Source organism: Bacillus sp. 491mf (genome assembly GCF_900112415.1).
Classification (GTDB): domain Bacteria; phylum Bacillota; class Bacilli; order Bacillales; family Bacillaceae_G; genus Bacillus_A.
In genome coordinates this window covers 18,673-45,449 of the sequence record NZ_FOLV01000025.1, presented here as the reverse complement: position 1 = coordinate 45,449, position 26,777 = coordinate 18,673, and the positions used below count along the sequence as shown (strand labels likewise).

The following is a 26,777-nucleotide window of genomic DNA, read 5'->3' as shown; positions in this document are numbered from 1 at the left end:
AACAGTCCAACAATGCGGGTTTCACTTTATAGAAAAAAAGAAAATAATGTTCCGATCCATTCTTTTCCTTTATCTAAAGGGGATAAAGAAGAAACGTCTTCCATAGAAAGTAAATTGGAGGATTCTAGATCTTGATTGATTTCTTTTTTCACTTGTTCTAAAAACGGTGAATCATATAATATACAATTGATTTCATGATTCATATATAAGCTTCGTTTATCAAAATTGGCCGTTCCAATATCACAAATCCATCCATCTACCATTACAATTTTCGCGTGAAAAAAACCATCTAGAAATTCGTAAATATGACAACCTGCTTTAATAAGTTTCCGACAATACGGAAGTTTTGCTTCGCGAACAAATGGATGATCCGCTTTTTTAGGCACGAGTATAGTAATACGAACTCCTCTTTTTCGCGCGCACAGCAATGCGTTCATTAGTTCTTTTCCAGGAATAAAATAGGGCGTGCCAATATACAGTTCTTTTGTTGCCTTTTCAATGAGATCGAGAAAAGTTTGCTGCAAATATGCGCCGTCAGTTGGTACGAATTGATGAGAAGTTTCGCCTTTTTTTAGTATTGGAAAATAACAATTTTCATCCAATAAGTCTTCGTTTGTATCATCGCGCCAATCATGTAGAAACTGCGTTTGCAAATCTTGTACACCTTCTTCGGTAAGGCGTAGGTGATAGTCACGCCAAGGACCTAGCTCTTGGTTATGTCCTAAATATTCTTCTCCGATGTTGAAACCTCCAATGTACCCAATTTTCCCATCAATAATAGTAATTTTTCGATGGTTTCTTTGGTTAACAGAGAAAAAGAGAAAGGGAAAACGAATTTTATGACAAAATGAAAAGTGCACACCGTGTTGTTTTAATTTCTGAATCGTTTGTTTTGATAAACGATGGCTGCCGATTCGATCAAGAAGAAGACGCACTTCAATACCTTGCGCTGCTTTTTCCATTAAAAGCTGTAAAAATGTATGGCTAATCTCATCATTTTTTACGATAAAAAACAAAATATGTATATGATGTTTAGCGTGTTGTATATCAGTAAATAGCTCCTTATATAATGCTTTCCCATATGTATAAAGTTTAAAATTACTATGGCGTATAGGAAAGGAACGTGGTTTAAGATTGTTTAAATGAATTTTTCTTCCATAGATGAAGTCAAAAGCTGCCCACAGTAAGAGAAAGATAAGGATGAGAAATAAAAAGTTCATGAAGTTCCCTCCTCTATATTCATTTTTATCTTGCAATTCGCCGGATTCGTTCTAAGTATCAATGGGATATGAAAAAACTACTGACGGAAGCTTCGCTTTATAGTTTCACCGAAATAAAAAGCTTTATGAAAAAATATATTGTTGTATAACAAAAAACTGTTGACTGAATGCTCACTCATCATATAATGGGAGTAGGGGTAATGAATTCAGAAAATTATTTATTTTTGAAGATTCGAAAATAAAAAAGTATACTACATGGAGAGGGGTTGGCAGAAATATGAACAGCTTATTAATTGTAAATTGGTTGGCGACAATTGCCATCGTTGCGTATGCAGCTTATTTATTTGTGTATCTTATACGAACACGGATTACCTACATACGATTAGGAAAAAAAGTAGAGTTTGATCGCCGCTTCAAAGAAAGATGGGATCTTATTAAAGGGAATGTCTTCGGACAAAAGAAATTACTCAAAGATAAAAAAAGTGGCATTATGCACGTTATGTTTTTTTACGGATTTATTCTTGTCCAATTTGGAGCAATTGACTTCATATGGAAAGGCTTAGCGCCAGGATCGCATCTTCCACTTGGACCACTATATTCTGCATTTACATTCTTCCAAGAAATCGTCACACTCGTTATTTTAATCGCAGTCTTTTGGGCTTTTTATAGAAGGTATATTGAGAAGCTTGTTCGCTTAAAGAGGAACTTTAAAGCAGGGCTTGTTTTAATTTTCATCGGAGGCTTAATGTTATCTGTTCTTCTTGGTAATGGAATGGGCATCATTTGGCATGGCGAGGAATTATCATGGAGTGAACCGATCGCTTCTGCAATCGCTTACTTATTTTCTGGGATTGGCGAAACAGCCGCAATTGTCGTGTTCTATTTTGCGTGGTGGTTGCATTTACTAATTTTGTTAACGTTTTTAGTTTACGTTCCACAATCGAAACATGCGCATTTAATTGCAGGACCAGCAAATGTATACTTTAGCCGTTTAACAAACCCAGGGAAATTAGAAAAAATTGATTTTGAAGATGAAACGCAAGAAACATTTGGCGTTGGGAAAATTGAAGACTTCAAACAAACACAGCTTATTGATTTATATGCATGCGTAGAGTGCGGCCGCTGTACGAATATGTGCCCGGCAACAGGAACTGGTAAGATGCTATCGCCAATGGATTTAATTTTAAAGCTGCGTGACCATTTAACGGATAAAGGTGCAGCAGTAACGTCGCGCGCACCGTGGGTACCAACCGTTGCATTTAACAAAACAAAAGGCAATCAACTAGCGATGATGGCAGCTGGAGATGGACAAAATGAATCTGCCGCAACGCTCGCATACGATCCAAGTTTAATTGGAGATGTCATTACTGAAACAGAAATTTGGGCTTGTACAACGTGTCGTAACTGTGAAGATCAATGTCCAGTTATGAACGAACACGTTGATAAAATTATTGATTTGCGCCGCTACCTTGTTTTAACAGAAGGAAAAATGGATCCAGAAGCGCAGCGTGCTCTGACAAATATCGAGCGTCAAGGAAACCCTTGGGGACTGAATCGTAAAGAGCGTGAAACGTGGCGTACGATGGAAGAGGAAGTTTCCATTCCAACTGTGAAAGAAAAAGCAAAAGCAGGCGAAGAGTTTGAATATTTATTCTGGGTAGGTTCTATGGGATCTTATGATAACCGTAGCCAGAAAATTGCGTTATCTTTTGCGAAATTAATGAATGAAGCTGGTATTTCCTTTGCGATCCTCGGAAATAAAGAGAAAAACTCAGGAGATACACCGCGCCGCCTTGGAAATGAATTTGTTTTCCAAGAGATGGCAAGTAAAAATATTGAAGAGTTTGAGAAAGCAGGCGTGAAGAAGATTGTTACAATCGATCCGCATGCGTATAACACGTTTAAAAATGAGTATCCAGACTTTGGCTTACAAGCAGAAGTCTATCATCATACAGAATTGTTAGCACAGTGGGTGAAAGAAGGGCGCTTAAAGCCAGTTCACCGCGTCGAAGAAACGATTACGTATCACGACTCTTGTTATTTAGGACGTTACAACGAAGTGTACGAAGCACCGCGCAATATTTTAAAAGCGATTCCAGGTGTGAAGCTTGTTGAAATGGAACGTAACCGTGAAACAGGAATGTGCTGCGGAGCGGGCGGCGGTCTTATGTGGATGGAAGAGACGGCTGGTTCGCGTATTAACGTGGCACGTACTGAACAAGCACTTTCGACATCGCCGACGATGATCGGTACGGGTTGCCCGTATTGCTTAACGATGATCAGCGATGGTACGAAGGCGAAAGAAGTAGAAGAGCGCGTACAAACGCTTGATATAACGGAGATTCTAGAGCGCTCTGTCATTGGACCGAAGAAAGAAGCAATATAAGAATCCGTACAACTTTAGATAAAAGGGGTGCAAATTTTGCACCTCTTTCTCACGACAGCGCTACTGAACGAGCGTTCAATCAACGCCGTAATAAGAAGAAATGGGGGAATATGTTTTGACAAGAACAGTAATTTTAAGTGCTGCAAGAACACCTGTTGGAAAGTTTGGGGGAGCTTTAAAGGATGTAAAGGCAACAGAGCTTGGAGGAATTGCAATTGGAGCGGCTTTAGAGCGTGCGAATGTTGCAGCAAGTGATATTGAAGAAGTTGTATTTGGGACGGTTATTCAAGGAGGACAAGGGCAAATTCCATCGCGCCAAGCAGCTAGAGAAGCAGGGATTCCGTGGGAGACTCGCACAGAAACAGTGAATAAAGTTTGTGCATCTGGACTTCGTGCTGTAACGTTAGCGGATCAAATTATTCGCACTGGTGATCATTCGTTGCTTGTAGCAGGCGGCATGGAATCGATGAGCAATAGTCCATATATTTTACGCGGCGCGCGCTGGGGATATCGCATGGGGCATAACGAAGTTGCCGACTTAAACGTGGCGGATGGTTTAACGTGCACATTTACTGGCGTGCATATGGGTGTGTATGGCGGCGATGTTGCCAAAGAAGACGGTATTTCTCGTGAAATGCAAGATGAGTGGGCATGCAGAAGTCATATGCTTGCCATTGAAGCGCAAAAGGAAGGCCGCTTTGCAGAAGAAATTGTTCCTGTATCTGTGCCGCATCGAAAAGGGGAGCCGGTAGTCGTAGCGCACGATGAAGCGCCGCGCGGAGATACAACAATTGAAAAATTAGCAAAGCTAAAACCTGTATTTGATAAGGATGCAACGGTTACGGCTGGGAATGCACCAGGTTTAAATGATGGAGCAGCAGCGCTCGTGTTAATGAGTGAAGAACGTGCGAAGGAAGAAGGAAGAAAGCCGCTTGCAACGATTTTAGGGCATACAGCGATCGCGGTTGAAGCAAAGGATTTTCCGAGAACACCAGGCTATGCCATTAATGAGTTATTAAAGAAAACAGGCAAGAAAGTGGAAGACATTGATTTATTTGAGATTAATGAAGCGTTTGCTGCTGTAGCGATTGCAAGCGCAAACCTTGCAGGTATTAATCCCGAGAAGATTAACGTAAACGGCGGAGCAGTTGCGATGGGGCATCCAATTGGAGCAAGCGGGGCGCGCATTATCGTTACTCTTATCCATGCATTGAAGCAGCGCGGCGGTGGAATTGGAATTGCATCTATTTGCAGCGGCGGTGGTCAAGGCGACGCAATCATGATTGAGGTTCAGTAAAAAGGGGGCTATAAACATGACAGTACAAAAGATTGTTGTAATTGGTTCGGGGCAAATGGGTTCTGGAATTGCACAGGTGTGTGCGATGGCAGGCTATGACGTATATATACAAGATTTAAAGCAAGAGCAGCTAAACCGCGGAATCGCAACTATTACGAAAAATTTATCTCGGCAAGTTGAGAAAGGCCGCATGAGTGAAAATGATAAGGATGCAACGTTACAGCGTCTGACCGCAACGATTACGCTAGATTGTGTAGAAGAAGCAGATCTTGTCATCGAAGCAGCTGTGGAAAGAATGGACATTAAAAAGCAAATTTTTGCGAAACTAGATGAATTAGCACCGGAGCATACGATTTTAGCAACAAATACATCTTCGCTGCCAATTACTGAAATTGCAGCTGTTACGAATCGTCCAGAAAAAGTCATCGGTATGCACTTTATGAACCCTGTTCCGGTTATGAAGCTTGTCGAAATTATTCGCGGCTTAGCAACGGAGGACGCTGTATATGAAACGATTGAGGATATTACAAAAAAAATCGGCAAAGTCCCAGTTGAAGTAAATGACTTCCCAGGGTTTGTTTCTAACCGTATTTTATTGCCAATGATTAACGAAGCAATTTATACGCTATATGAAGGCGTTGCAACAAAAGAAGCGATCGATGAGGTTATGAAGCTTGGCATGAATCATCCGATGGGACCATTGACACTTGCTGATTTTATCGGTTTAGATACTTGTTTATACATTATGGAAGTGCTGCATGAAGGATTAGGGGATAGCAAATATCGACCATGCCCGCTCCTACGTAAATATGTAAATGCAGGCTGGTTAGGACGTAAGACAGGACGCGGTTTTTACGTTTATGAATAATTAATACCTCTTCCGGTGTACTAGTGGTCTTACTAAGCCATTCAATCATAATAAAAAACAATTTGAGGTGAAGTAGATGAACTTTCAATTTACAGAAGAGCAGCAAATGATGCGGAAAATGGTTCGGGACTTCGCTCAGAAGGAAATTGCTCCCTTTGTTCCAATGATGGAACAAGGGGTGTTTCCTAGAGAAGTTCTAAAGAAAATGGGCGCGCTTGGACTAATGGGGATACCAATTCCAGCGAAATACGGCGGGGCGGAAATGGACTTTATTTCGTATATTTTAGCCATTCATGAAATTTCAAAAGTAAGCGCTACGGTAGGGGTCATTTTATCAGTACATACTTCTGTTGGAACGAATCCTATTTTATATTTTGGAACAGAAGAGCAAAAGAAAAAATATATTCCAAAGTTAGCAACGGGTGAATATTTAGGGGCATTTGCATTAACAGAGCCAAGCGCAGGATCGGATGCTGGGAGTCTGAAATCAAGGGCGGTTAGGCAAGGCGATGAGTACGTTATTAACGGTTCGAAAGTATTTATTACAAACGGCGGCGAGGCAGATACATATATTGTCTTTGCTTCTACGAATCCGGATGCGGGTACGCGCGGAATATCGGCATTTATTGTCCCGAAAGATACACCAGGTTTAGTTATTGGAAAAGATGAGCACAAAATGGGGTTATTAGGTTCTCGAACAGTGCAATTAACGTTTGAAGATATGAAAGTTCCTGCTGAGAATTTGCTTGGCGAAGAGGGCCAAGGTTTTAAAGTGGCAATGGCAAATTTAGATGCTGGTCGCATCGGTATCGGGGCACAGTCACTTGGTATCGCTGAAGCAGCGCTAGATTGTGCTACTGATTATGCGAAAGAACGTCGTCAGTTTGGCAAACCGATTGCCGCGCAGCAAGGATTAGGGTTTAAGCTAGCGGATATGGCAACAGCCGTTGAAGCAGCTCGTCTGCTTGTATACCGCGCTGCATCATTAAGAACGCAAGGTTTACCGTGCGGGAAGGAAGCGTCAATTGCAAAATTATTTGCTTCCAAAACAGCAGTAGAAGTGGCAATTGAAGCTGTGCAAGTGTTAGGTGGTTATGGTTATACAAAAGAGTATTCTGCAGAGCGATTCTTCCGCGATGCAAAAATATGTGAGATTTATGAAGGAACAAGTGAGATTCAGCGTTTAGTTATTAGCAGAGCGCTTTAAGGGGGAAATAGAGATGCATTTTAAATTATCGGAAGAGCATGAAATGATTCGGAAAATGGTTCGTGATTTTGCGAGAAATGAAGTCGCACCCACAGCAGCGGAGCGTGATGAAGAGGAACGCTTTGACCGCGCTTTATTTGATCAAATGGCGGAACTTGGCTTAACTGGTATTCCGTGGCCTGAAGAGTACGGCGGAATTGGAAGCGATTACTTAGCTTATGTGATCGCGGTGGAAGAGTTGTCACGTGTTTGTGCTTCTACAGGTGTAACATTATCAGCTCATACATCGCTTGCAGGTTGGCCAATTTTCACATTCGGTACAGAAGAGCAAAAGCAGAAGTATTTACGTCCAATGGCAGAAGGAAAGAAAATCGGTGCTTACGCCTTAACGGAGCCGGGTTCTGGATCAGATGCTGGCGGAATGAAAACAACGGCAAAGCGTGACGGTGATCATTATATTTTAAACGGTTCGAAAATTTTCATTACAAACGGCGGCATTGCGGATATTTATGTGGTATTTGCACTGACAGATTCAGAATCAAAGCAGCGCGGTACAAGTGCATTTATTGTGGAAAGCAGTGCGCTAGGATTCTCTGTTGGAAAGAAAGAGAGCAAGCTTGGTATTCGTTCTTCACCGACGACGGAGATTATATTTGAGGACTGCCACATTCCAGCTGAGAACTTACTTGGCGAGGAAGGGCAAGGATTTAAAATTGCAATGAAAACGTTAGATGGCGGCCGTAACGGTATTGCGGCGCAAGCGGTTGGTATCGCACAAGGCGCGCTTGATGCCGCGGCTGATTATGCGAAGGAACGCCAGCAATTTGGGAAGCCAATTGTCGCGCAGCAAGGAATTGGCTTTAAACTAGCGGATATGGCAACTGGAGTAGAGGCGGCGCGCTTATTAACATATCAAGCAGCTTGGCTTGAATCAGAAGGTTTGCCGTATGGAAAAGAATCAGCAATGTCGAAATTATTTGCAGGAGATACAGCAATGAAAGTGACGACAGAGGCTGTGCAAGTATTTGGAGGATACGGTTATACAAAAGATTATCCAGTAGAACGCTTTATGCGCGATGCAAAGATTACGCAAATTTATGAAGGAACGCAAGAAATTCAGCGTCTTGTTATTTCACGTATGTTAACAAAGTAGAAGAGATTAGAAGCGTAGGAGCCTCCTACGCTTCTTCCTGCAAAATGATAGAAAAGGGGTGAAGGATATAGATGGTTAAGCACAATGTACAAGCATCTGTGAAAGATGAAAGACTTATTGCACTTCGGCGTGAACAAATGATTAAAGGTGCTGTGCAGCTCTTTAAACAAAAAGGATTTCCGCGCACAACAACGAGAGAAATTGCAAAGGCAGCAGGCTTTAGCATTGGGACACTCTATGAATATATTCGAACGAAAGATGATGTGCTTTATTTAGTGTGTGATAGTATTTATGAACATGTAAAAGAGCGTTTAGAGCAAGTGCTTTGCAAAGGAAAAGGAAATGTTGATAGTTTAAAAGCAGCGATTACAAATTATTTTAAAGTGATGGATGAATTGCAAGAAGAGGTTCTTATTATGTATCAAGAAGTTCGTTTTCTACCAAAAGAATCGCTGCCTTACGTACTAGAGAAAGAATTTCAAATGGTAGGGATGTTCGAAGATATTTTGCAGCAATGTGTTCAAAATAAAGTATTTACTTTAACAAAAAATGAGATTCAACTGCTTGCTCATAATATTTTTATTCAAGGACAAATGTGGGGATTTCGGCGCTGGGCGTTGCAGAAACTTTATACATTGGAAGAGTATACAGAGATGCAAATTCGTTATGTATTAAATGGTGCTCATATGATTCCGAGCTATATAGATCCAAATTAAAAAAATAAAATAAAAGCATTTTTTAGGTGGGCGAGGGCGTCTGGTCATGTATAGAAGTGGTTAGGGTCTTTTTCTGCCTAGCAGCAGTCTATATATCGAAAAATGAAAATGGGTTCATATGAAAGGAAAATGACCTTCCATATGCAGAGGGGATCACTTGATGATTCCCTATTTTTTTGTGGCATATTTGGTGCAGTTTTGTTTATAATGAATAGTATGGATTTTTTTGAACAGGCCTTTATATAATTAGGATATATTTTAAGAAAGGAAGTGCCGCACAAGTGAATTTAAAGCAAATTTCACCAGAAGAGCTAAAAGAATTGTCCATGATTGAAGTTGTACATAGCTTGTTAGAGGAAAAAGGACAAGCAACACCTTTTCATGATCTAGTTCAAGAAATCGCTCAATTACTAGAACTATCTGAAGAACAAGTTGCAGCGAGAATCGCGCAATTTTATACAGATTTAAATATCGATGGCCGCTTTATCAATCTTGGAGAAAATCGTTGGGGACTACGTGGATGGTACCCGTACGAGCAAATTGATGAGGAAATTTTACCTCAAGCGAAGCCTAAGAAGAAACGTAAAGTTGAAGAAGTAGAAGATGACTACATCGAAGCGGAAGATGATTTCGAAGACGATGGCGACTTCGAAGAAGATGAAGAAGAAGACGTAGAAGATCTTGATGAGCTTCTTGATGAAGAAGATGAAGAAGATGATCTTGATGACTTAGATGAAGAAGAAGATGATGATGATTTCGCTGATGAAGATGAATTAGAATACGACGAATCAGAAGAAGAAGAGGAAGAGCTGTAGTTCTTGACTTTTCATTATCGTCCATGTAGAATCATTTTTGGGCTCTTTAAAAAAGACGATAATAATTTTTTCTTATAAATATAAAAGAAAATTGCTCCCTATTCATTACTTTGTGTAATAAAGGGAGCAATTTTCTTTTTTGTTTTTTGTTTAGAAAAATGAAAGAGTCTAACAATAAGATAAGATAAGGTAAGTGTTATCTACATACGTTGCAATTTGCAGCGGTAATTATATAACAGCAAAGTAGAAGGGAGTACATTCATGACTAAGTATATTTTTGTAACAGGCGGTGTAGTATCATCTCTAGGAAAGGGGATCACAGCAGCATCCCTTGGAAGATTATTAAAAAATCGTGGTTTAAACGTAACGATTCAAAAGTTTGATCCGTATATTAACGTAGACCCAGGAACAATGAGCCCATACCAACACGGTGAGGTATTCGTTACAGATGATGGTGCAGAAACAGATTTAGACCTTGGTCATTATGAGCGTTTCATCGACATCAACTTAAATAAATACAGCAACGTAACAACAGGTAAAATTTACTCTTCTGTTCTTCAAAAAGAGCGTCGTGGTGAATATTTAGGAGGAACTGTTCAAGTTATTCCTCACATTACAAATGAAATTAAAGAGCGTGTATATCGTTCAGGCCGCGAAACTAATGCGGACGTTGTGATTACAGAAATCGGCGGAACTGTTGGTGATATCGAGTCTTTACCGTTCCTAGAAGCAATTCGCCAAATTAAGAGCGATATTGGCCGTGACAATGTAATGTACATTCATTGTACGTTAATCCCTTATTTAAAAGCAGCTGGCGAAATGAAAACAAAACCAACACAGCATAGTGTTAAAGAACTTCGCAGCTTAGGTATTCAGCCAAATATTATCGTTGTTCGTACAGAACTTCCTGTTTCTCAAGATATGAAAGATAAGCTTGCTTTATTCTGCGACATTGATACAAAAGCAGTAATCGAAGCACGCGATGCAGATACATTATATGCAGTTCCATTATCTCTTCAAGAGCAAAACATGGACCAAATCGTTTGCGATCATTTAAAATTAGACAATCCAGCTGCCGATATGACAGAGTGGAATGCATTAGTTGAGAAAGTACGCAATCTGTCTAAGAAAACAAAAATTGCTCTTGTTGGTAAATATGTAGAGCTTCAAGATGCATACATTTCTGTTGTAGAAGCACTTCGTCATGCAGGTTATAAATTTGATACAGATGTAGAAGTGAAATGGGTAAATGCTGAGCACGTAACAGCAGAAAACGTGAAAGAATTAGTTGGCGATACAGATGGTATCCTTGTACCAGGTGGTTTCGGTGACCGCGGCGTTGAAGGTAAAATCGCTGCAATTCAATATGCACGTGAAAACAAAGTTCCATTCTTAGGAATTTGCTTAGGTATGCAACTTGCATCAATCGAATTTGCACGTAACGTATTAGGATTAGAAGGTGCGAACTCTTCTGAAATTAATCCTGACACGCCTTATGCAATTATCGACCTATTACCAGAGCAAAAAGACGTAGAAGACTTAGGTGGTACACTTCGTCTTGGTCTATACCCATGTAAGCTTACGCCAGAAACAAATGCTTATAGTGCATATAATGAGCCAGTTGTATATGAACGTCATCGTCATCGTTATGAGTTCAACAATGAATTCCGTAAAGATATGGAAGGCGCTGGGTTCATCTTCTCTGGTACAAGTCCAGATGGCCGTTTAGTAGAAATTATCGAATTGAAAGAACATCCTTGGTTCGTGGCAGCACAGTTCCACCCAGAACTTGTATCTCGTCCAAACCGTCCACAACCGTTGTTCCGTGACTTTGTACAAGCTTCTATTATTAATAAAGAAGGTAAGTAATAAGAAAAAGGCGTCCTATTATAGGGCGCCTTTTTGCGTTACTCATATTCATTCATAATGTCATCAATTGTAAACTTTAATCCGTGATAGGCAAATAAAGCTGTCATTAAACTTGGAAATCCATACCGAGATCCGTCATCATCTGGAATTAATGGCTTGATAAGTTGTGTATCGATATGTGCATCGGTGAATTGTTCTAATGACAATTCGCCTTCTTGTTTAGCGGAAATACCAACAATAAAATGACCGTTTTCTTGCAATTGTTTCGCTAGTGAAATAATCTCTTCATCTGTAGAAAAACGGCTAATCAGTAGGATGCGATCGGCAACGGTTACGTCTTCTTGTTTATCGTCCGCAAATAATCGTTTTGCATGTTGCATAGGCTCGGCTCCGTATAAAGCTTCGGAAATTACACCTTCCATCTCTTTCGTACCGTGCAAGTAAATGTGTCCATCTCCGATTAATGCTTGTGCAAGTAAACGAGAACTATCTTCTATATTCATCTCTTCTTTCTGAGCAATTTTTGTGAAATAGCCACCTAGCTGGGTGGAAAAAATTTTAAACATGGTGATGCTCCTTTCTAGCATGCTTATCGGCTTTCATTATAGCTTATTTATTCATAACGGTGCTAGCGCTAGGAAATAGGAAGCAGTAAAATAAGAAAGAATAGGAAGGAATTTGATAAAAAGTAGCGAAATTAATCGAAAGATATGAATCCATTTTAATTTTTCGACATCTAGATTGTTGCTATGTAGAAAAAAGTTCTGACCGCTTCTATGCATGGTCAGATGCTCCCAGGCTATATAAAAAGAATGGTTTTTATGTCTGTTTTTTAATTTGGATTTATAGGGATACGAGAAATACAAATTTTGTATTTATATAGAAAGGTTGGGGAATATGGAAGGGAAAATCTTAATCGTTGATGATCAATACGGCATTCGAGTTTTATTACATGAGGTGTTTCAAAAGGAAGGTTACGAAACATTTCAAGCAGCAAACGGTTTTCAAGCCCTCGATATTGTGAAAAAAGATTGTCCAGATTTAGTTATTTTAGATATGAAAATCCCGGGTATGGACGGAATTGAAATTTTAAAACATGTGAAAAAAATTAATCAAGACATTAAAGTGATTTTAATGACGGCTTATGGCGAGTTAGATATGATTCAAGAAGCGAAAGAACTCGGTGCGTTAATGCACTTTGCAAAGCCGTTTGATATTGATGAAATTCGAAGTGCTGTGCGAAAAGAAATTGCTGTAGAAGCATAATCGTGAATTTTTTATTAAAAAATAGGAAAAAAGCGTTTTCATAAACTAATGAGCAGGTGAATGCAGTTGAGTTTTTGAGTACAAGTTGGTATCCTATGGAGTGTAGAAAAAAGTCCGGTATGTGATTATACATATTTTTCCTTATTGTGGTCATACTACCACCGATAAGAACTTATCGGATACAAAAAAACGTTTTTAGGAGGATTTACCATGCCTTTAGTTTCCATGAAAGAAATGCTAAACAAAGCGCTAGAAGGAAAATATGCAGTTGGTCAATTCAACATGAATAACTTAGAGTGGACACAAGCTATCTTAGCTGCTGCAGAAGAAGAAAAATCTCCTGTAATTTTAGGTGTATCTGAAGGTGCAGCTCGTCATATGACTGGTTTCAAAACAGTTGTAGCTATGGTTAAAGCTTTAATCGAAGAAATGAACATCACTGTTCCTGTTGCGATTCACCTTGACCATGGTTCAAGCTTCGAAAAATGTAAAGAAGCAATTGATGCAGGTTTCACATCTGTAATGATCGATGCTTCTCACCACCCATTTGAAGAAAATATCGAAACTACTAAAAAAGTAGTAGAATATGCACACGCTCGTAACGTATCTGTAGAAGCTGAGCTTGGTACAGTTGGCGGACAAGAAGATGACGTAGTAGCTGAAGGTGTTATCTACGCTGATCCTCAAGAGTGTAAAGAACTAGTAGCTGCAACAGGTATTGATTGCCTTGCTCCAGCATTAGGTTCTGTACATGGTCCTTACAAAGGTGAGCCTAACTTAGGATTCAAAGAGATGGAAGAAGTTCGTGACGTAACTGGTGTACCTTTAGTACTTCACGGTGGTACTGGTATCCCAACAGCTGACATCAAAAAATCTATCTCTTTAGGTACTTCTAAAATCAACGTAAACACTGAAAACCAAATCGAGTTTACAAAAGCGGTTCGTGAAGTGTTAAATAAAGACCAAGAAGTTTACGATCCTCGTAAATTTATCGGGCCTGGTCGTGAAGCAATTAAAGCGACTGTAATCGGTAAAATTCGTGAGTTTGGTTCTAACGGTCAAGCATAATTTTAAAAATGACTTTAGAAACCGTCTAGCCTTTTAGACGGTTTCGTTTCGTTGTATAATGAAAGCGTGAACATTTTGCGGAATAGACAAATTTCTGCTTGTTAGGGCATTTTAAGAGAATTATTTTTGTAATTATGTAAAAATAAAGGGAACAGAGAGCATGGACATACTCGCAAGTGTAAGAATGTATCCGAAGTAGTGAACTTACCCGTTACAGTAGGGAATGGATCGGGAAATGAATTCACAAGAAGGGGGCTTAAGATGGATAAGTTGCTGATTGAAGGCGGTGTACCTTTACATGGTTCAATTCGTGTGAGTGGTGCAAAAAATAGTGCTGTTGCGCTTATTCCTGCGACCATTTTAGCAGAAACACCCGTTACAATTGGTGGTGTACCTAATATTTCTGATGTGAAAATACTCGGTGATTTGTTAGAGGAAATTGGTGGATCAGTCACATATCATCAAGATGAAGAAATGACAATTGATCCTTCTAAGATGGTAGCAATGCCTCTTCCGAATGGAAAGGTAAAAAAGCTGCGTGCTTCCTATTATTTAATGGGAGCAATGCTCGGTCGTTTTAAACAAGCGGTAATTGGACTTCCTGGTGGATGTCATTTAGGACCAAGGCCAATTGACCAGCATATTAAGGGGTTTGAAGCGCTTGGAGCACATGTCACGAATGAGCAAGGTGCAATATATTTACGTGCAGAGGAACTGCGGGGAGCACGTATTTATTTAGATGTTGTCAGTGTAGGTGCGACAATTAACATTATGCTTGCTGCCGTGCGTGCAAAAGGTAGGACAATCATTGAAAATGCAGCGAAAGAACCTGAAATTATTGATGTAGCCACATTGCTTACAAGTATGGGAGCTCGCATTAAAGGAGCAGGAACAGACGTAATTCGTATCGATGGTGTTGAATCGCTTCACGGCTGTTATCACTCTATTATTCCTGATCGCATTGAAGCTGGAACATATATGATTCTGGGTGCGGCTTCTGGCGGTGAAGTTGTAGTTGATAATGTGATTCCGCAGCACTTAGAATCTATAACGGCTAAGCTTCGGGAAATGGGTGTCAGAGTAGAAACACATGATGATCAAATTGTGGTAAGTGGGGATCGCCAGTTAAAAATGGTAGATGTAAAAACGCTCGTATATCCAGGGTTTCCAACTGACTTACAGCAACCGTTTACGACGTTATTAACAAAGGCAAGCGGAACGGCAGTTGTAACAGATACAATTTACGGCGCACGATTTAAACATATAGATGAATTAAGAAGAATGAATGCGCAAATTAAAGTAGAAGGTCGTTCTGCTATCGTGACAGGGCCTATTTCGCTGCAAGGAGCGAAAGTGAAAGCAAGTGACTTACGTGCCGGGGCTGCTCTTGTTATTGCAGGTTTAATGGCAGAAGGGATCACTGAGATTACAGGGCTGGAGCATATTGATCGCGGCTATGAAAATTTAGAGGACAAGCTTCGAGGTCTTGGCGCAAAAATTTGGCGTGAAAAAATGACAAGACAAGAGATTGAACAGATGAAAAACGCCTAAAGAGCTTTGCGTCTATAATAGGGCGCATGGTGAATGTTAATTATGGGAGAAATATTAAGGTTTAAAGGAGAGGGATTAGATTGGAAAGAAGTTTATCCATGGAATTAGTACGTGTAACGGAGGCTGCAGCGTTATCATCAGCACGCTGGATGGGGCTTGGTAAGAAAGATGAAGCAGATGGGGCAGCAACTTCAGCGATGCGCGATGTGTTTGACACAGTACCGATGAAAGGAACTGTAGTAATTGGTGAAGGGGAAATGGATGAAGCACCAATGCTATATATCGGTGAAAAATTAGGGACTGGATATGGTCCGCGCGTTGATGTAGCAGTTGATCCATTAGAAGGAACAAATATCGTTGCAGCAGGAGGATGGAATGCGTTAGCAGTCATTGCCGTAGCAGACCATGGAAACTTATTACATGCACCTGACATGTATATGGAGAAAATTGCGGTTGGTCCAGAAGCAGTTGGTGCAGTTGATATTAATGCACCAGTTATTGATAACTTACGTGCAGTTGCGAGAGCAAAAAATAAAAATATTGAAGATGTTGTAGCAACTATTTTAAATAGACCACGTCATCAAGCAATTATTGAGGAAATTCGTAAAGCGGGAGCACGCATTAAATTGATTAACGACGGTGATGTAGCTGGTGCTATTAACACAGCATTTGATCGCACGGGTGTTGATATTTTATTCGGATCTGGTGGTGCACCGGAGGGAGTTCTAGCTGCTGTAGCATTAAAATGTTTAGGTGGAGAAATTCAAGGGAAGCTTCTTCCGCAAAATGAAGCAGAACTAGAACGCTGCAAAAAAATGGGCATCGATGATGTTAACCGTGTTCTTTATATGGAAGATTTAGTAAAAGGTGACGATGCAATCTTTGCAGCAACCGGTGTTACTGACGGTGAATTACTGCGCGGTGTTCAATTTAAAGGAAGTACTGGTACAACACACTCTCTTGTTATGCGCGCGAAATCGGGAACAGTTCGCTTTGTTGACGGTCGTCATAGTTTAAATAAAAAACCAAATTTAGTTATAAAATAGGAAGTGTGAAAGTGATAGATAGAGCGAAGACAAATTTTGTTGTCTTCGCTTCTTGTATTTGTCTCGCAATGTATTGATTAAAATGAGGTAAAAGGGTTACAATAGTGAATATTACTCTACTTGTACTTATTGCCTTTCATTAATATGCATTAACCTTCCATAATTTCCCTTACCCAATGAAAAAAGAGAATAATATTAAAGTGTGGTGTCCGAATGAATTTAACAATTTCAGCATTAGAAAACATGAAGTTAAAAGAGTTATATGAACTTGCAAAAGAATTTAAGATTTCTTATTACAGCAAATTAACGAAGAAAGAGTTAATTTTTGCAATTTTAAAAGCGCGAGCAGAAAAAGAAGGTTTCTTTTTCATGGAAGGCGTACTGGAAATTATTCAATCAGAAGGATTTGGCTTCCTACGTCCAATCAACTATTCTCCGAGTTCTGAAGATATTTATATTTCAGCTTCGCAAATTCGTCGTTTTGATTTGCGTAATGGAGATAAGGTTTCTGGTAAAGTGCGACCTCCGAAAGAAAATGAACGCTACTTTGGATTGCTACAAGTTGAGGCGGTTAATGGAGATGATCCAGAGTCAGCGAAAGAACGTGTGCATTTCCCAGCGCTAACACCGTTATATCCAAATCGTCAAATGAAATTGGAAACGGAAACAAAGAAATTATCAACACGCATCATGGATTTAATTGCACCAGTTGGATTTGGGCAACGTGGTCTAATCGTTGCGCCGCCAAAGGCTGGTAAAACGATACTGTTAAAAGAAATTGCACATAGCGTTACAACAAATCATCCAGAAGCAGAACTGATTGTACTTTTAATTGACGAACGTCCAGAGGAAGTAACGGATATCGAACGTTCTGTGAAAGGTGATGTTGTAAGTTCTACTTTTGATGAGGTACCAGAAAATCATATTAAAGTAGCTGAGCTTGTATTAGAGCGTGCGATGCGTCTTGTTGAACATAAAAAAGACGTTGTCATTTTAATGGATAGTATTACCCGTTTAGCGCGTGCGTACAACCTTGTGATTCCGCCAAGCGGCCGTACGTTATCTGGTGGTATCGATCCGGCAGCATTCCACAGACCAAAGCGCTTTTTCGGAGCAGCTCGTAATATCGAAGAGGGCGGTAGCTTAACAATTTTAGCAACAGCTCTTGTTGATACAGGGTCTCGTATGGATGATGTTATTTATGAAGAGTTTAAAGGAACAGGAAATATGGAGCTTCACTTAGATCGTTCTTTAGCAGAACGTCGTATTTTCCCAGCTATTGATATTCGTCGTTCTGGTACACGTAAAGAAGATTTATTGATTCCAAAAGAACATTTAGATAAGTTATGGGGTATTCGTAAAACAATGAGAGATACGCCAGACTTCATCGAAAGCTTCTTGCGTAAGCTACGTCAAACAAAGACAAATGAAGAATTCTTGCAAAATATCCCTGCAGATTCAAAGAGATATGTCACGATGAAGTAATGCTAAAAACAGGTAGTTGCAAAATGTAGATAGCCTTGTTATAATTTCATCATGTGCGTTTCATCAACTATAGTTGTGATTGCAGCTAACGATGAAAAAACTCTGTTTCGAAAATGATTCAGGGCGGAAGGAGATGAAAAGAATGAAAGCAGGAATCCATCCAGATTACAAGAAAGTTGTATTTATGGATACAAACACAGGCTTCAAATTCTTAAGCGGATCTACAAAAGGTTCTAACGAAACTATTGAGTGGGAAGATGGTAACACTTATCCATTACTAAAAGTTGAGATCAGTTCTGATTCTCACCCATTCTACACAGGACGTCAGAAGTTTGCTACTGCAGACGGACGTGTTGACCGCTTCAACAAGAAATACGGCCTTAAGTAATAACAAACATAAAGCAGGCAAGTGTATATATCCGCTTGTCTGTTTTTTTTGCGAAAATATAAATCTTTACCTACTTAAAGTGAGAATAAGCATATAAATCCAAATGAAAAAACGACATAAAACCATCTTTTTTAGGTGGCGAGGGCATCTGGCCAATTTATATGTCAGAAAATCAAAATGGATTCATATAGGTGAACGGAGGGGCTTTTATGTACGTAATAAATCAACACGGTTGGCTTGAAGTGATTTGTGGAAGCATGTTCTCCGGGAAATCAGAAGAACTCATCCGCCGTGTGCGCCGTACGCAATTTGCAAAGCAAAATGCGATAGTCTTTAAACCGTGTATTGATAATCGTTATAGTGAAGAAGACGTTGTGTCGCATAATGGATTGAAAGTAAGAGCAGTTCCTGTTGCGGCTTCAAAGGAGATATTTGAACACGTAACGGAGGATATTGATGTTATAGCAATTGATGAAGTACAATTTTTTGATGGGGACATTGTGGAAGTGGTGCAAGAATTGGCAAGCCGCGGCTATCGTGTAATTGTTGCCGGTTTAGACCAAGATTTCCGTGGTCTACCATTTGGACAAGTTCCTCAGCTTATGGCAATTGCGGAGCATGTAACAAAACTGCAAGCAGTATGTGCTGAATGCGGATCTCCTGCAAGTCGTACGCAACGTTTAATCAATGGGGAACCAGCTTCTTTTGATGATCCAATTATTTTAGTTGGCGCATCAGAATCATATGAACCACGTTGTCGTCATTGTCATGCTGTACCAATTGAACAGAGATAAAAACTCGCTACATAAGGCGGGTTTTTTTAGAAAATGCGTAGGGGCTGAATGAGCCGTCGCCACTTTTAAATATAATTTGCGTTTTTTTTGTTATGTACCATATACTATTTGTATTAGATTAGAGACTAGGATGTTGAGGTGAATGTTGTGTTAGATCGTTTGCAAGCTGTAGAGGACCGTTATGAAAAGTTAAACGAGCTTTTAAGTGATCCAGAGATTATAAGTGATCCGAACAAACTTCGTGAGTATTCAAAAGAACAATCTGATATACAAGAGACGGTAGAGGTGTACCGTGAGTATAAAGATGCTCGTGAACAATTAAGAGATGCAAAATCGATGTTAGAAGAGAAGTTAGATGCTGACATGCGTGAAATGGTAAAAGAAGAAGTGTCTGAGCTAGAGGGACAAGAGAAGGAATTATCAGAGCGTCTGAAAATTTTACTTGTTCCAAAGGACCCGAATGATGATAAGAACGTTATCGTAGAGGTTCGTGGTGCTGCTGGTGGTGATGAAGCGGCATTATTTGCTGGTGATTTATACCGTATGTATAGCCGTTATGCTGAGGTGCAAGGTTGGAAAACTGAAATTATCGAAGCGAGCTATACAGAACTAGGTGGATATAAAGAGATTATCTTTATGATCAACGGTAAAGGCGCTTTTGCAAAGTTGAAATTTGAAAATGGTGCGCACCGTGTGCAACGTGTTCCGGAAACAGAATCTGGAGGACGTATCCATACTTCTACAGCAACTGTAGCTGTATTACCGGAAGCAGAAGAAGTAGAAATCGATATTCATGAAAAAGATGTTCGTGTGGATACGTTTGCTTCTAGTGGTCCTGGTGGACAAAGTGTTAATACAACGATGTCAGCGGTACGTTTAACGCATTTACCGACTGGTGTAGTTGTTTCTTGTCAGGATGAAAAGTCACAAATTAAGAATAAAGAAAAAGCAATGAAAGTATTACGTGCGCGTGTTTATGATAAGTTTAGACAAGAAGCGCAAGCTGAGTACGATCAAAACCGTAAACAAGCTGTTGGTACGGGAGACCGTTCTGAGCGTATTCGTACGTACAACTTCCCGCAAAATCGTGTTACAGACCATCGAATCGGTTTAACGATTCAGAAGCTGGATCAAATCTTACAAGGTAAGTTAGATGATTTCATCAATGCCTTAGTGATGGAAGATCAGGCGCAAAAGATGGAGGCAGCTGAGTAATGCGTGTCTATGAAGCCCTGAAATGGGCTTCTTCTTTTTTACAAGAAAATGGGCGAGATGAAAATGCGGGAGAAATTGTCCTTTGTCATGTATTAAAGACGAATCGAACAGGTTTAATGATGAACATGCGTGAAGAATTAACGGCAGAACAAGAGCGCATTTTTGCAGACTTTATCCACAAGCATGTAGCGGGCATGCCTGTTCAGTACTTAATTGGATATGAAATGTTTTATGGGCGTTCATTTTTTGTCAATGAAGAAGTGCTTATTCCAAGACCGGAAACAGAGGAGCTTGTGCTAGGAATATTAACACGTATTCGTCGTAAATTTGGAGATAAGGGTGTACATGTGGCTGATATTGGCACTGGTAGCGGGGCAATTTCGATTACACTTTCTTTAGAAAATCCCCGTTTACATGTATATACAGTCGATATTGCTCCAGAATCGATTGAAGTGGCGCAGAAAAATGCAGCAGAATTACAGGCGAATGTAACGTTCTATCACGGTGATTTATTGTCGCCGTTTCAGGAAACGAAGCAAAAGCTAGATGTTGTTGTGTCGAATCCTCCTTACATTCCAGAAGAGGATTGGAGAGGGCTCTCTTCCGTAGTGAAAGAGCATGAGCCAAAGCGTGCGCTCGTTGGCGGTGAAGATGGGCTGGACTTCTATCGACGCTTTATGGAGGAATTGCCAAAGGTGTTGCAAGAAGAGGCGATTGTTGCTTTTGAAGTAGGCGTAGGACAAGGTGAAGATGTGCGTGCCTTACTGCAAGAAACATTCCCTCATGCGCATGTAGAAGTTGTATTTGATATTAACGGGAAAGATCGCATGGTCTTCGCGGAAATGTAATGTTAACAGGGAGCTGAGTCAGCTCCCTGTAGTGTATTTAGCGTGTCAAACGGTGTTGAAGGGTCTTTATCCCGCATTAACGGGCAGTAAAAGCTGGAGAAGAGCAGGGAAGAAAACAGCCCGTAAAAGCCCGATTGGTGAGAGCTAACCATCAGTGAAAAAGGCGTCACTGATGGAAGTTTCACTGTATATTGTGCCGAAGCGCTGATATATTTTAAAAAGCGCCGATAAAAAGAACGATTGGATAAAAATAAATAGATTCTAAATTTAGTAGTTTAGAAAGAAGAAAACTTGTCTACACTGTTTTACTGAAGGGACGGTGGAGATAAGATGAAAAAACAAGCGATTGCTTATCTACTTTTATTATTAATTGGTGCACAAATGATTGCGCACTTTGGATATATGAAAGTTGATGCGAAAGGACCTGTCGTAATTCCGAAAGAGGCGATTCGATTACGTATTTTGGCTAATAGTGATTCGAAGGAAGATCAAGAGTTAAAACGTAAAGTGCGTGATGAAGTGAAAGCGCAAATCGATGGTTGGGTGGCAGAGTTAAAATCGTTTGAAGACGCACGTCGCGTCATTCAAAGCCGTATCCCAGAGCTTGAACAAACAGTTGCAAAAACATTGAAACGAGAAGGTAGTAAGGAAACTTTTACGGTTCAGTTTAATAAACATATCAAATTTCCAACGAAAGTATATGGGAATTTTATTTATCCAGCTGGAGAGTATGAAGCAGTACTTGTGACAATTGGAAAAGGTGAAGGGGCGAATTGGTGGTGCGTGTTATTTCCGCCTATGTGTTTCTTAGATTTCTCTAGTGGTACAGCTGTAAAACGAGAAGAGCCTGTTGTGAAAGCCGAAACGATTGATGAGGATGATATAGAAGAAAATTATGTGCAAAAGGAAATTGTAAAAGAAGAAATAACACAATCTCCTAAGGATAAGAAAGAGACGCGCATCGCACCGAAACAAAAAGTGAAAGCAAAGGATGCGCAAGAAAAACGTATTGAAAAAGAATTACAAGAAGAAAGTAAGCAAGAAGAACCGGATGTTAGTAAACAAGAAGAGCAAGTGAAGGTAGTAGAAGAAACGGAAGAAAAGCCGGAAGTAAAATTGTTTATCGTAGAAGCATTTACATCTTTATTTTCAAAATAGGTTCTAAAAGAGAATCCCTCCTCATATATAAAAGTATGAGGAGGGATTGTGTATGAAGCACATACGTTTTGCTACAAAAGCAGATGTGGAAAGACTACAAACCTTTTTTGGACAAGTTCGGATGAACGAAGAACGTTTAGATCAACTGTATGGGAATTTTATGATATTAGAAGAAGAGGACCAAATTCAAGCGGCTGTTGGATATGAGCAAGCTGGAAGTGATGCGCTTCTTCGCTCGTGTTTATTCACACTTGCTGTGGATAAATCTATGTTCTTGCATTTTTTTGAAACGTTTTTACAATATATTAAAGAAAAAAATATTGAGCAATTATTTTTACTCACAAATAGTCCACAATCTGTGACGATATTTCAGTTTTTTCAATTTGAAACGGTTGAAAAGGACGTTGTATCAGAAGGGATTCAGGAATTAGAACATTTTTGTGAAAATATAAAACAACCGAATGTAATTATACTAAATTGTCAGCTATTCACAAAGTTATCCACTGATTAAATGGATTTATCCACATTTTGTGGATAAATCTTATTTGTCTTTTGGATAAATCTCATAGTAAACTACAAATAACAAGTATTTCATGGCAGAAAAGGACGTGGAAAAAAATGAATACAAAAATGTGGACTGTGGATAATGTTGTGGAAATAAAAAAAGATTATCCACAATTACAAGAAGCAGCGCATTTATTACGAGAAAATGAAGCAGTAGCCTTTCCGACTGAAACAGTTTACGGGCTTGGTGCGAATGCATTAAGTGACGAAGCTGTTGCAAAAATTTTCGAAGCAAAAGGAAGACCAAGTGATAATCCGCTTATTGTACATATTGGTACGGAAGAACAATTAGATGGTATTGTAGCTCATGTTCCGCCAATTGCAAATGTATTAATGAAGCATTTCTGGCCAGGGCCATTAACGCTTGTTTTTCCGAAAAAAGACGGGATCTCTGAAAAAGTAACAGCTGGGTTGGAGACGGTAGCAGTTCGCATGCCAGATCATCCAGTAGCATTAGCGCTTATTGAAGCAGCAAGTGTACCAGTAGCGGCTCCAAGTGCGAATCGTTCCGGGCGCCCTAGTCCAACGCTCGCTTCTCATGTATACGAAGATTTAGATGGGAAAATTGCTGGTATTGTGGATGGCGGGGCAACTGGTGTTGGTGTGGAATCAACTGTACTAGATTGTACGAGTGAAATACCAACGATTTTGCGTCCGGGTGGTATTACGAAGGAGCAATTAGAAGAAGTAATTGGACCTGTTTTATTAGATCCGGCATTAAAGGATGAAACAGAAAAACCAAAATCGCCAGGGATGAAATATACGCATTATGCACCGAAAGCTCCGCTTAGTATTGTTGAGGGTTCGCGTACATTTATTCAACAACTTGTGGATAATAAAAAGCAAGAAGGTTATAAAGTAGGCGTATTAACAACAGAGGAATATGAGCATGTCTATCAAGCAGACGTTGTTCTATCTTGCGGACAGCGCAGTGACTTAGCAACCGTTGCGACAAAGCTTTATGATGTATTGCGTACATTTGACGCAAGCGGTGTTGATATTATTTTTAGTGAGTCGTTCCCAAGTGAAGGAATAGGTAGTGCAATCATGAATCGTTTAACAAAAGCCGCGGGTCACCACATCATATTCGAAAAATAAATTCTAACTCTCCTCGGACGTGCATATTGTGAAGTAGCAAGTCCGAGGGGGGACATTATGACAATTGAACATATTATAAGCGAATTGTTGCCGCTATTTATTATGGCATTTGCGCTAGGGCTTGATGCGTTTTCGGTTAGTCTCGGTATGGGAATGATTGCGCTTAAGCTGCGTCAAATTTTTTTTATCGGCATTACAATTGGTACATTTCATATAATTATGCCTTTTATCGGTATGATACTTGGCCGTTTTTTATCAGAGCAATTTGGCTCCATTGCCACTTTTATAGGTAGTGTTTTATTAATGGGATTAGGATTTCACATTGTGTATACGTCAATATCTCACAATGATGAATATAGAAGTGTTCCGGCTGGGGCAAGTTTACTATTGTTTGCTTTTAGTGTAAGTATGGATAGTTTTTCTGTTGGCTTAAGTCTCGGTATTTACGGAGCGCGTACGTTTGTCACAATTCTCATATTTGGTGTCGTGAGCATGATGCTTACTTGGTTCGGATTGTTAATTGGCCGCAGGGCACAAAGTATTTTTGGGACATATGGAGAAGTGCTTGGCGGTATTATACTTGTTGGATTTGGGATAAAATTATTATTTTCGGTATGAACGTAGCCAACTTCTTAGAAAGGATGACAGCTATGATTAAAATTAAACAATTTTTCGGTATTATTGTTAGCTTTTTTGTTTTCTGGTTTAGTATGCTAGGTGTTCAAAGATTAGCAGAGTTTTTTGATATAGATGCACTAAAATTTATGGATGACCAAACAGGCGGAGCGCATATTTTCTATTCTCCGTACCCATTTTTAATTGTCTTTATTGTAACCCTTATTTCTTTATATTTCTTTGTTGTGAAATTAGAAAAACCGAAGAAAGAAGAAGTAGAATCATTTCGTGAAGAATAGCGTAAAGGCCCAGCTGTGATAAGTAGCTGGGCTTTCATAGTTGTATACATAATATATCGGCGACTAGAACAGTCGGTGGCTTCGCGTCTTCCGCCGAGGCAAAAAGCGCCTCTATGTCAGAAGCTCCATCCCCCTCTTGTTCTGATCGAGCCGCCTCCGCTTTTAATTATGGCCTTACAAGCTCAAACTGTTCTCCAAGTTTTGCGTAGTTATGTCCGGCTAATCGGCTTATTGGTTTTAGTTGTTCAGCGTTAATGCGTCCATTTTCGTATAGGTGCTCAGCGATATGGAATCGTACGATGCGACCGATTAGTAGATCGCATGCTGGGGAGTTTTCTGTTCCGCCTAATTGAATAGCGCTCTCTAATATACATTCCATACGAATGCTTGCTTCTTTTACTCCTGGTACAGAAATTACATCACTATCGATCGGTGTTAGTTTTGCGAGTTCGATTTCACTTTCATTTGGAGGAAGATTAGCTGCTGTTTCGTTAATGGCTTCTGCATAAGATTCATCAGAAATATGAACGACAAATTCTTCTTTCTCCATCGCATTTCGTGCTGTATCTTTTGGCTTTCCGTCTTTTCGTTGTACGGAAACTGAGATAAGAGGCGGATTTGCCGCAACGATATTAAAGTAGCTAAATGGAGCGCCGTTTAGTACCCCATCATTTGTAACGGTTGTGACGAATGCAACTGGGCGTGGAATGATACTCCCCGTTAGTAATTTGTAATTGTCTTTCTCAGTTTGTTCATTTGGATTAATAGATCGCATATATGTAATCTCCCTTCTTAATATGTGTAACACTTCTTTGTTTGTTTACAAGATAAGAGGGGGAAACTCCTGCTGAAAAAATATATTTTTGTAAAGGGGATAGCGTCATATCCCTATCAAGTTACTATCTTTAAATAGGCCTACACAAAAATTTTGTGTTTATGATATGATTTACATATATAGGAAATTCGGGGCGGTTTAGCTGAGTTTCGTACGTATATATTATAAATGATGGGGAGAGCATACATATGGATAGTATAATTTTTGATTTGGATGGAACTATTTGGGATTCTATAAACACTGTACTACTTGCATGGAATAGTGTAGTTGAGGAAAATAAGCAAATAGAAAAGAAGTTAACAAGAAGAGACTTCGAAGGTACTATGGGACTTCAAATGGAAGACATAAGTAGCAAGTTATTTCCAAACTTAGATTTAAACACTCGAACACAAATCATTAAACAGTGCTTTGAGATCGAAGGTAAATATATAGAGAAACACGGTGGGGTTCTTTTTGAAAACGTGGAAGATGTACTATATAACCTTTCTAAGAAATATAAACTTTTTATCGTTAGCAATTGTCAACAGGGTTATATTGAGGGATTTTATCGGTATCATAAACTTGAGAATTACTTTTTAGATTATGAAAACCCTGGTAGAACGGGTCTCTCAAAAGGAGACAATATCAAATTAATAATTGAAAGAAACAACCTTTCAAAACCTGTTTATGTTGGGGATACAGAGAGTGATCTAAAGGCGTCTAGGTATGCGGGTATCCCTTTTGTTTACGCAAAGTACGGTTTTGGAAATGTAAGTGAATATGATCAAGTTATAGAGAAATTTGATGATCTTTTAGACCTATTCTAAAGAATAATAACAAATGATTAAAGGAACTAACAGAATAACAGATTGTGATTTTAAGATACTTATCGGCTTATCTGAAGGTTTTTTTATTTTTTTGGGTATTTGCCTTTCTTAGCTTGATGGGCATGGAGTAGCGTCAGGTTTATGCGGATTTACAATGTTAAGCGGAAAACCTAACGGGGCAGGTTCAGTTAGTAAGAGGATTAGATAAAA

At 39.5% G+C, this 26,777-nt stretch carries 26 protein-coding genes; 23 read left to right on the top strand and 3 right to left on the bottom strand.

Features of this window, described 5'->3' with window-relative positions:
- Positions 1–26 precede the first annotated feature (26 nt).
- The gene (gene cls / locus BM211_RS18480) at positions 27–1,220 is read right to left on the bottom strand and encodes a cardiolipin synthase (protein WP_035430659.1); all 1,194 of its coding nucleotides are present in this window, start codon (positions 1,218–1,220) and stop codon (positions 27–29) included.
- A gap of 277 nt (positions 1,221–1,497) precedes the next feature.
- On the opposite strand from cls, the gene BM211_RS18475 reads away from it, so the two are divergent.
- The 8 genes from BM211_RS18475 to pyrG all read left to right on the top strand — a co-directional run bounded on the left by BM211_RS18475 (position 1,498) and on the right by pyrG (position 11,531).
- Positions 1,498–3,606, top strand: a complete 2,109-nt coding sequence (locus tag BM211_RS18475) for a (Fe-S)-binding protein (protein ID WP_090998937.1) — start codon at positions 1,498–1,500, stop codon at positions 3,604–3,606.
- A gap of 100 nt (positions 3,607–3,706) precedes the next feature.
- The gene (locus tag BM211_RS18470; RefSeq protein WP_371261890.1) at positions 3,707–4,903 is read left to right on the top strand and encodes an acetyl-CoA C-acetyltransferase; all 1,197 of its coding nucleotides are present in this window, start codon (positions 3,707–3,709) and stop codon (positions 4,901–4,903) included.
- Between the two features lie 16 nt (positions 4,904–4,919).
- Entirely contained in the window at positions 4,920–5,771 is an 852-nt protein-coding gene (locus BM211_RS18465; protein ID WP_035430656.1) for a 3-hydroxybutyryl-CoA dehydrogenase, read from the top strand.
- Positions 5,772–5,847: 76 nt separating this feature from the next.
- Positions 5,848–6,978: an acyl-CoA dehydrogenase gene (locus tag BM211_RS18460; protein WP_035430655.1), complete on the top strand. Its 1,131-nt coding sequence runs from the start codon at positions 5,848–5,850 to the stop codon at positions 6,976–6,978.
- Between the two features lie 13 nt (positions 6,979–6,991).
- The gene (locus BM211_RS18455) at positions 6,992–8,131 is read left to right on the top strand and encodes an acyl-CoA dehydrogenase (RefSeq protein ID WP_090998933.1); all 1,140 of its coding nucleotides are present in this window, start codon (positions 6,992–6,994) and stop codon (positions 8,129–8,131) included.
- 71 nt (positions 8,132–8,202) lie between these two features.
- Complete coding sequence (locus BM211_RS18450) at positions 8,203–8,847, top strand: TetR/AcrR family transcriptional regulator (RefSeq protein WP_035430653.1); 645 nt, start codon at positions 8,203–8,205, stop codon at positions 8,845–8,847.
- Between the two features lie 281 nt (positions 8,848–9,128).
- Entirely contained in the window at positions 9,129–9,662 is a 534-nt protein-coding gene (gene rpoE, locus BM211_RS18445) for a DNA-directed RNA polymerase subunit delta (RefSeq protein ID WP_090998931.1), read from the top strand.
- Between the two features lie 261 nt (positions 9,663–9,923).
- On the top strand, positions 9,924–11,531 hold the full coding sequence (gene pyrG, locus BM211_RS18440) for a CTP synthase (protein ID WP_035430651.1): 1,608 nt from the start codon (positions 9,924–9,926) through the stop codon (positions 11,529–11,531).
- 38 nt (positions 11,532–11,569) lie between these two features.
- Here the strand turns inward: pyrG and BM211_RS18435 are convergent, their stop codons facing one another.
- Positions 11,570–12,097, bottom strand: coding sequence for a DUF2529 domain-containing protein (locus BM211_RS18435; RefSeq protein WP_090998929.1), 528 nt, complete (start codon positions 12,095–12,097; stop codon positions 11,570–11,572).
- 331 nt (positions 12,098–12,428) lie between these two features.
- Here BM211_RS18435 and BM211_RS18430 point away from each other — a divergent pair, with 331 nt between their 5' ends.
- The 14 genes from BM211_RS18430 (at position 12,429) to BM211_RS18365 (ending at position 24,926) form a co-directional block, all read left to right on the top strand.
- Positions 12,429–12,797 (top strand): response regulator, encoded by a 369-nt coding sequence (locus BM211_RS18430; protein WP_035430649.1) that lies wholly within the window; start codon positions 12,429–12,431, stop codon positions 12,795–12,797.
- 210 nt (positions 12,798–13,007) lie between these two features.
- Positions 13,008–13,865 carry a class II fructose-bisphosphate aldolase gene (locus tag BM211_RS18425; protein WP_035430648.1) on the top strand — a complete coding sequence of 286 codons (858 nt, stop codon included), beginning with the start codon at positions 13,008–13,010 and terminating at the stop codon, positions 13,863–13,865.
- A 261-nt stretch (positions 13,866–14,126) separates the two neighbouring features.
- Positions 14,127–15,416: a UDP-N-acetylglucosamine 1-carboxyvinyltransferase gene (locus BM211_RS18420; RefSeq protein WP_035430647.1), complete on the top strand. Its 1,290-nt coding sequence runs from the start codon at positions 14,127–14,129 to the stop codon at positions 15,414–15,416.
- A gap of 80 nt (positions 15,417–15,496) precedes the next feature.
- The gene (gene glpX / locus BM211_RS18415; RefSeq protein WP_035430646.1) at positions 15,497–16,462 is read left to right on the top strand and encodes a class II fructose-bisphosphatase; all 966 of its coding nucleotides are present in this window, start codon (positions 15,497–15,499) and stop codon (positions 16,460–16,462) included.
- Between the two features lie 213 nt (positions 16,463–16,675).
- Entirely contained in the window at positions 16,676–17,947 is a 1,272-nt protein-coding gene (rho, locus tag BM211_RS18410; RefSeq protein WP_035430645.1) for a transcription termination factor Rho, read from the top strand.
- 142 nt (positions 17,948–18,089) lie between these two features.
- On the top strand, positions 18,090–18,335 hold the full coding sequence (locus tag BM211_RS18405) for a type B 50S ribosomal protein L31 (protein ID WP_034635411.1): 246 nt from the start codon (positions 18,090–18,092) through the stop codon (positions 18,333–18,335).
- Positions 18,336–18,544: 209 nt separating this feature from the next.
- On the top strand, positions 18,545–19,129 hold the full coding sequence (locus BM211_RS18400; protein ID WP_035430644.1) for a thymidine kinase: 585 nt from the start codon (positions 18,545–18,547) through the stop codon (positions 19,127–19,129).
- Positions 19,130–19,276: 147 nt separating this feature from the next.
- Positions 19,277–20,344 carry a peptide chain release factor 1 gene (prfA, locus tag BM211_RS18395; RefSeq protein WP_035430685.1) on the top strand — a complete coding sequence of 356 codons (1,068 nt, stop codon included), beginning with the start codon at positions 19,277–19,279 and terminating at the stop codon, positions 20,342–20,344.
- Entirely contained in the window at positions 20,344–21,192 is an 849-nt protein-coding gene (gene prmC, locus BM211_RS18390) for a peptide chain release factor N(5)-glutamine methyltransferase (protein ID WP_035430643.1), read from the top strand. The genes prfA and prmC overlap by 1 nt, the downstream gene beginning before the upstream one ends.
- A gap of 330 nt (positions 21,193–21,522) precedes the next feature.
- A complete protein-coding gene (gene spoIIR / locus BM211_RS18385) occupies positions 21,523–22,350 on the top strand; it encodes a stage II sporulation protein R (RefSeq protein WP_090998925.1) in 828 nt (275 codons plus the stop codon).
- Positions 22,351–22,402: 52 nt separating this feature from the next.
- Entirely contained in the window at positions 22,403–22,861 is a 459-nt protein-coding gene (locus BM211_RS18380) for a GNAT family N-acetyltransferase (RefSeq protein ID WP_090998923.1), read from the top strand.
- Positions 22,862–22,968: 107 nt separating this feature from the next.
- Positions 22,969–24,012 (top strand): L-threonylcarbamoyladenylate synthase, encoded by a 1,044-nt coding sequence (locus BM211_RS18375; RefSeq protein ID WP_090998921.1) that lies wholly within the window; start codon positions 22,969–22,971, stop codon positions 24,010–24,012.
- A 57-nt stretch (positions 24,013–24,069) separates the two neighbouring features.
- Positions 24,070–24,630, top strand: a complete 561-nt coding sequence (locus BM211_RS18370) for a manganese efflux pump MntP (protein WP_035430639.1) — start codon at positions 24,070–24,072, stop codon at positions 24,628–24,630.
- A gap of 32 nt (positions 24,631–24,662) precedes the next feature.
- The gene (locus BM211_RS18365) at positions 24,663–24,926 is read left to right on the top strand and encodes a DUF3935 domain-containing protein (protein ID WP_035430638.1); all 264 of its coding nucleotides are present in this window, start codon (positions 24,663–24,665) and stop codon (positions 24,924–24,926) included.
- A 166-nt stretch (positions 24,927–25,092) separates the two neighbouring features.
- Here BM211_RS18365 and BM211_RS18360 read toward each other — a convergent pair whose 3' ends face one another.
- A complete protein-coding gene (locus BM211_RS18360) occupies positions 25,093–25,701 on the bottom strand; it encodes a flavin reductase family protein (RefSeq protein ID WP_035430637.1) in 609 nt (202 codons plus the stop codon).
- A gap of 248 nt (positions 25,702–25,949) precedes the next feature.
- Between BM211_RS18360 and BM211_RS18355 the strand changes: the two genes are divergently transcribed.
- Positions 25,950–26,567 carry an HAD family hydrolase gene (locus BM211_RS18355; RefSeq protein ID WP_035430636.1) on the top strand — a complete coding sequence of 206 codons (618 nt, stop codon included), beginning with the start codon at positions 25,950–25,952 and terminating at the stop codon, positions 26,565–26,567.
- Positions 26,568–26,777: the final 210 nt, after the last annotated feature.

Bases quoted from the DNA above. Each gene is read 5' to 3' on its own strand.
- BM211_RS18435 (WP_090998929.1), bottom strand. From the start codon at position 12,097: ATGTTTAAAATTTTTTCCACCCAGCTAGGTGGCTATTTCACAAAAATT.
- BM211_RS18470 (WP_371261890.1), top strand. From the start codon at position 3,707: ATGGGGGAATATGTTTTGACAAGAACAGTAATTTTAAGTGCTGCAAGA.
- BM211_RS18355 (WP_035430636.1), top strand. From the start codon at position 25,950: ATGGATAGTATAATTTTTGATTTGGATGGAACTATTTGGGATTCTATA.
- BM211_RS18400 (WP_035430644.1), top strand. From the start codon at position 18,545: ATGTACGTAATAAATCAACACGGTTGGCTTGAAGTGATTTGTGGAAGC.
- BM211_RS18420 (WP_035430647.1), top strand. From the start codon at position 14,127: ATGGATAAGTTGCTGATTGAAGGCGGTGTACCTTTACATGGTTCAATT.
- BM211_RS18465 (WP_035430656.1), top strand. From the start codon at position 4,920: ATGACAGTACAAAAGATTGTTGTAATTGGTTCGGGGCAAATGGGTTCT.
- BM211_RS18475 (WP_090998937.1), top strand. From the start codon at position 1,498: ATGAACAGCTTATTAATTGTAAATTGGTTGGCGACAATTGCCATCGTT.
- BM211_RS18360 (WP_035430637.1), bottom strand. From the start codon at position 25,701: ATGCGATCTATTAATCCAAATGAACAAACTGAGAAAGACAATTACAAA.
- pyrG (WP_035430651.1), top strand. From the start codon at position 9,924: ATGACTAAGTATATTTTTGTAACAGGCGGTGTAGTATCATCTCTAGGA.
- BM211_RS18370 (WP_035430639.1), top strand. From the start codon at position 24,070: ATGACAATTGAACATATTATAAGCGAATTGTTGCCGCTATTTATTATG.
- BM211_RS18405 (WP_034635411.1), top strand. From the start codon at position 18,090: ATGAAAGCAGGAATCCATCCAGATTACAAGAAAGTTGTATTTATGGAT.
- BM211_RS18425 (WP_035430648.1), top strand. From the start codon at position 13,008: ATGCCTTTAGTTTCCATGAAAGAAATGCTAAACAAAGCGCTAGAAGGA.
- prmC (WP_035430643.1), top strand. From the start codon at position 20,344: ATGCGTGTCTATGAAGCCCTGAAATGGGCTTCTTCTTTTTTACAAGAA.
- BM211_RS18380 (WP_090998923.1), top strand. From the start codon at position 22,403: ATGAAGCACATACGTTTTGCTACAAAAGCAGATGTGGAAAGACTACAA.
- cls (WP_035430659.1), bottom strand. From the start codon at position 1,220: ATGAACTTTTTATTTCTCATCCTTATCTTTCTCTTACTGTGGGCAGCT.
- BM211_RS18450 (WP_035430653.1), top strand. From the start codon at position 8,203: ATGGTTAAGCACAATGTACAAGCATCTGTGAAAGATGAAAGACTTATT.
- BM211_RS18365 (WP_035430638.1), top strand. From the start codon at position 24,663: ATGATTAAAATTAAACAATTTTTCGGTATTATTGTTAGCTTTTTTGTT.
- spoIIR (WP_090998925.1), top strand. From the start codon at position 21,523: ATGAAAAAACAAGCGATTGCTTATCTACTTTTATTATTAATTGGTGCA.
- rho (WP_035430645.1), top strand. From the start codon at position 16,676: ATGAATTTAACAATTTCAGCATTAGAAAACATGAAGTTAAAAGAGTTA.
- BM211_RS18430 (WP_035430649.1), top strand. From the start codon at position 12,429: ATGGAAGGGAAAATCTTAATCGTTGATGATCAATACGGCATTCGAGTT.
- BM211_RS18460 (WP_035430655.1), top strand. From the start codon at position 5,848: ATGAACTTTCAATTTACAGAAGAGCAGCAAATGATGCGGAAAATGGTT.
- BM211_RS18455 (WP_090998933.1), top strand. From the start codon at position 6,992: ATGCATTTTAAATTATCGGAAGAGCATGAAATGATTCGGAAAATGGTT.
- BM211_RS18375 (WP_090998921.1), top strand. From the start codon at position 22,969: ATGAATACAAAAATGTGGACTGTGGATAATGTTGTGGAAATAAAAAAA.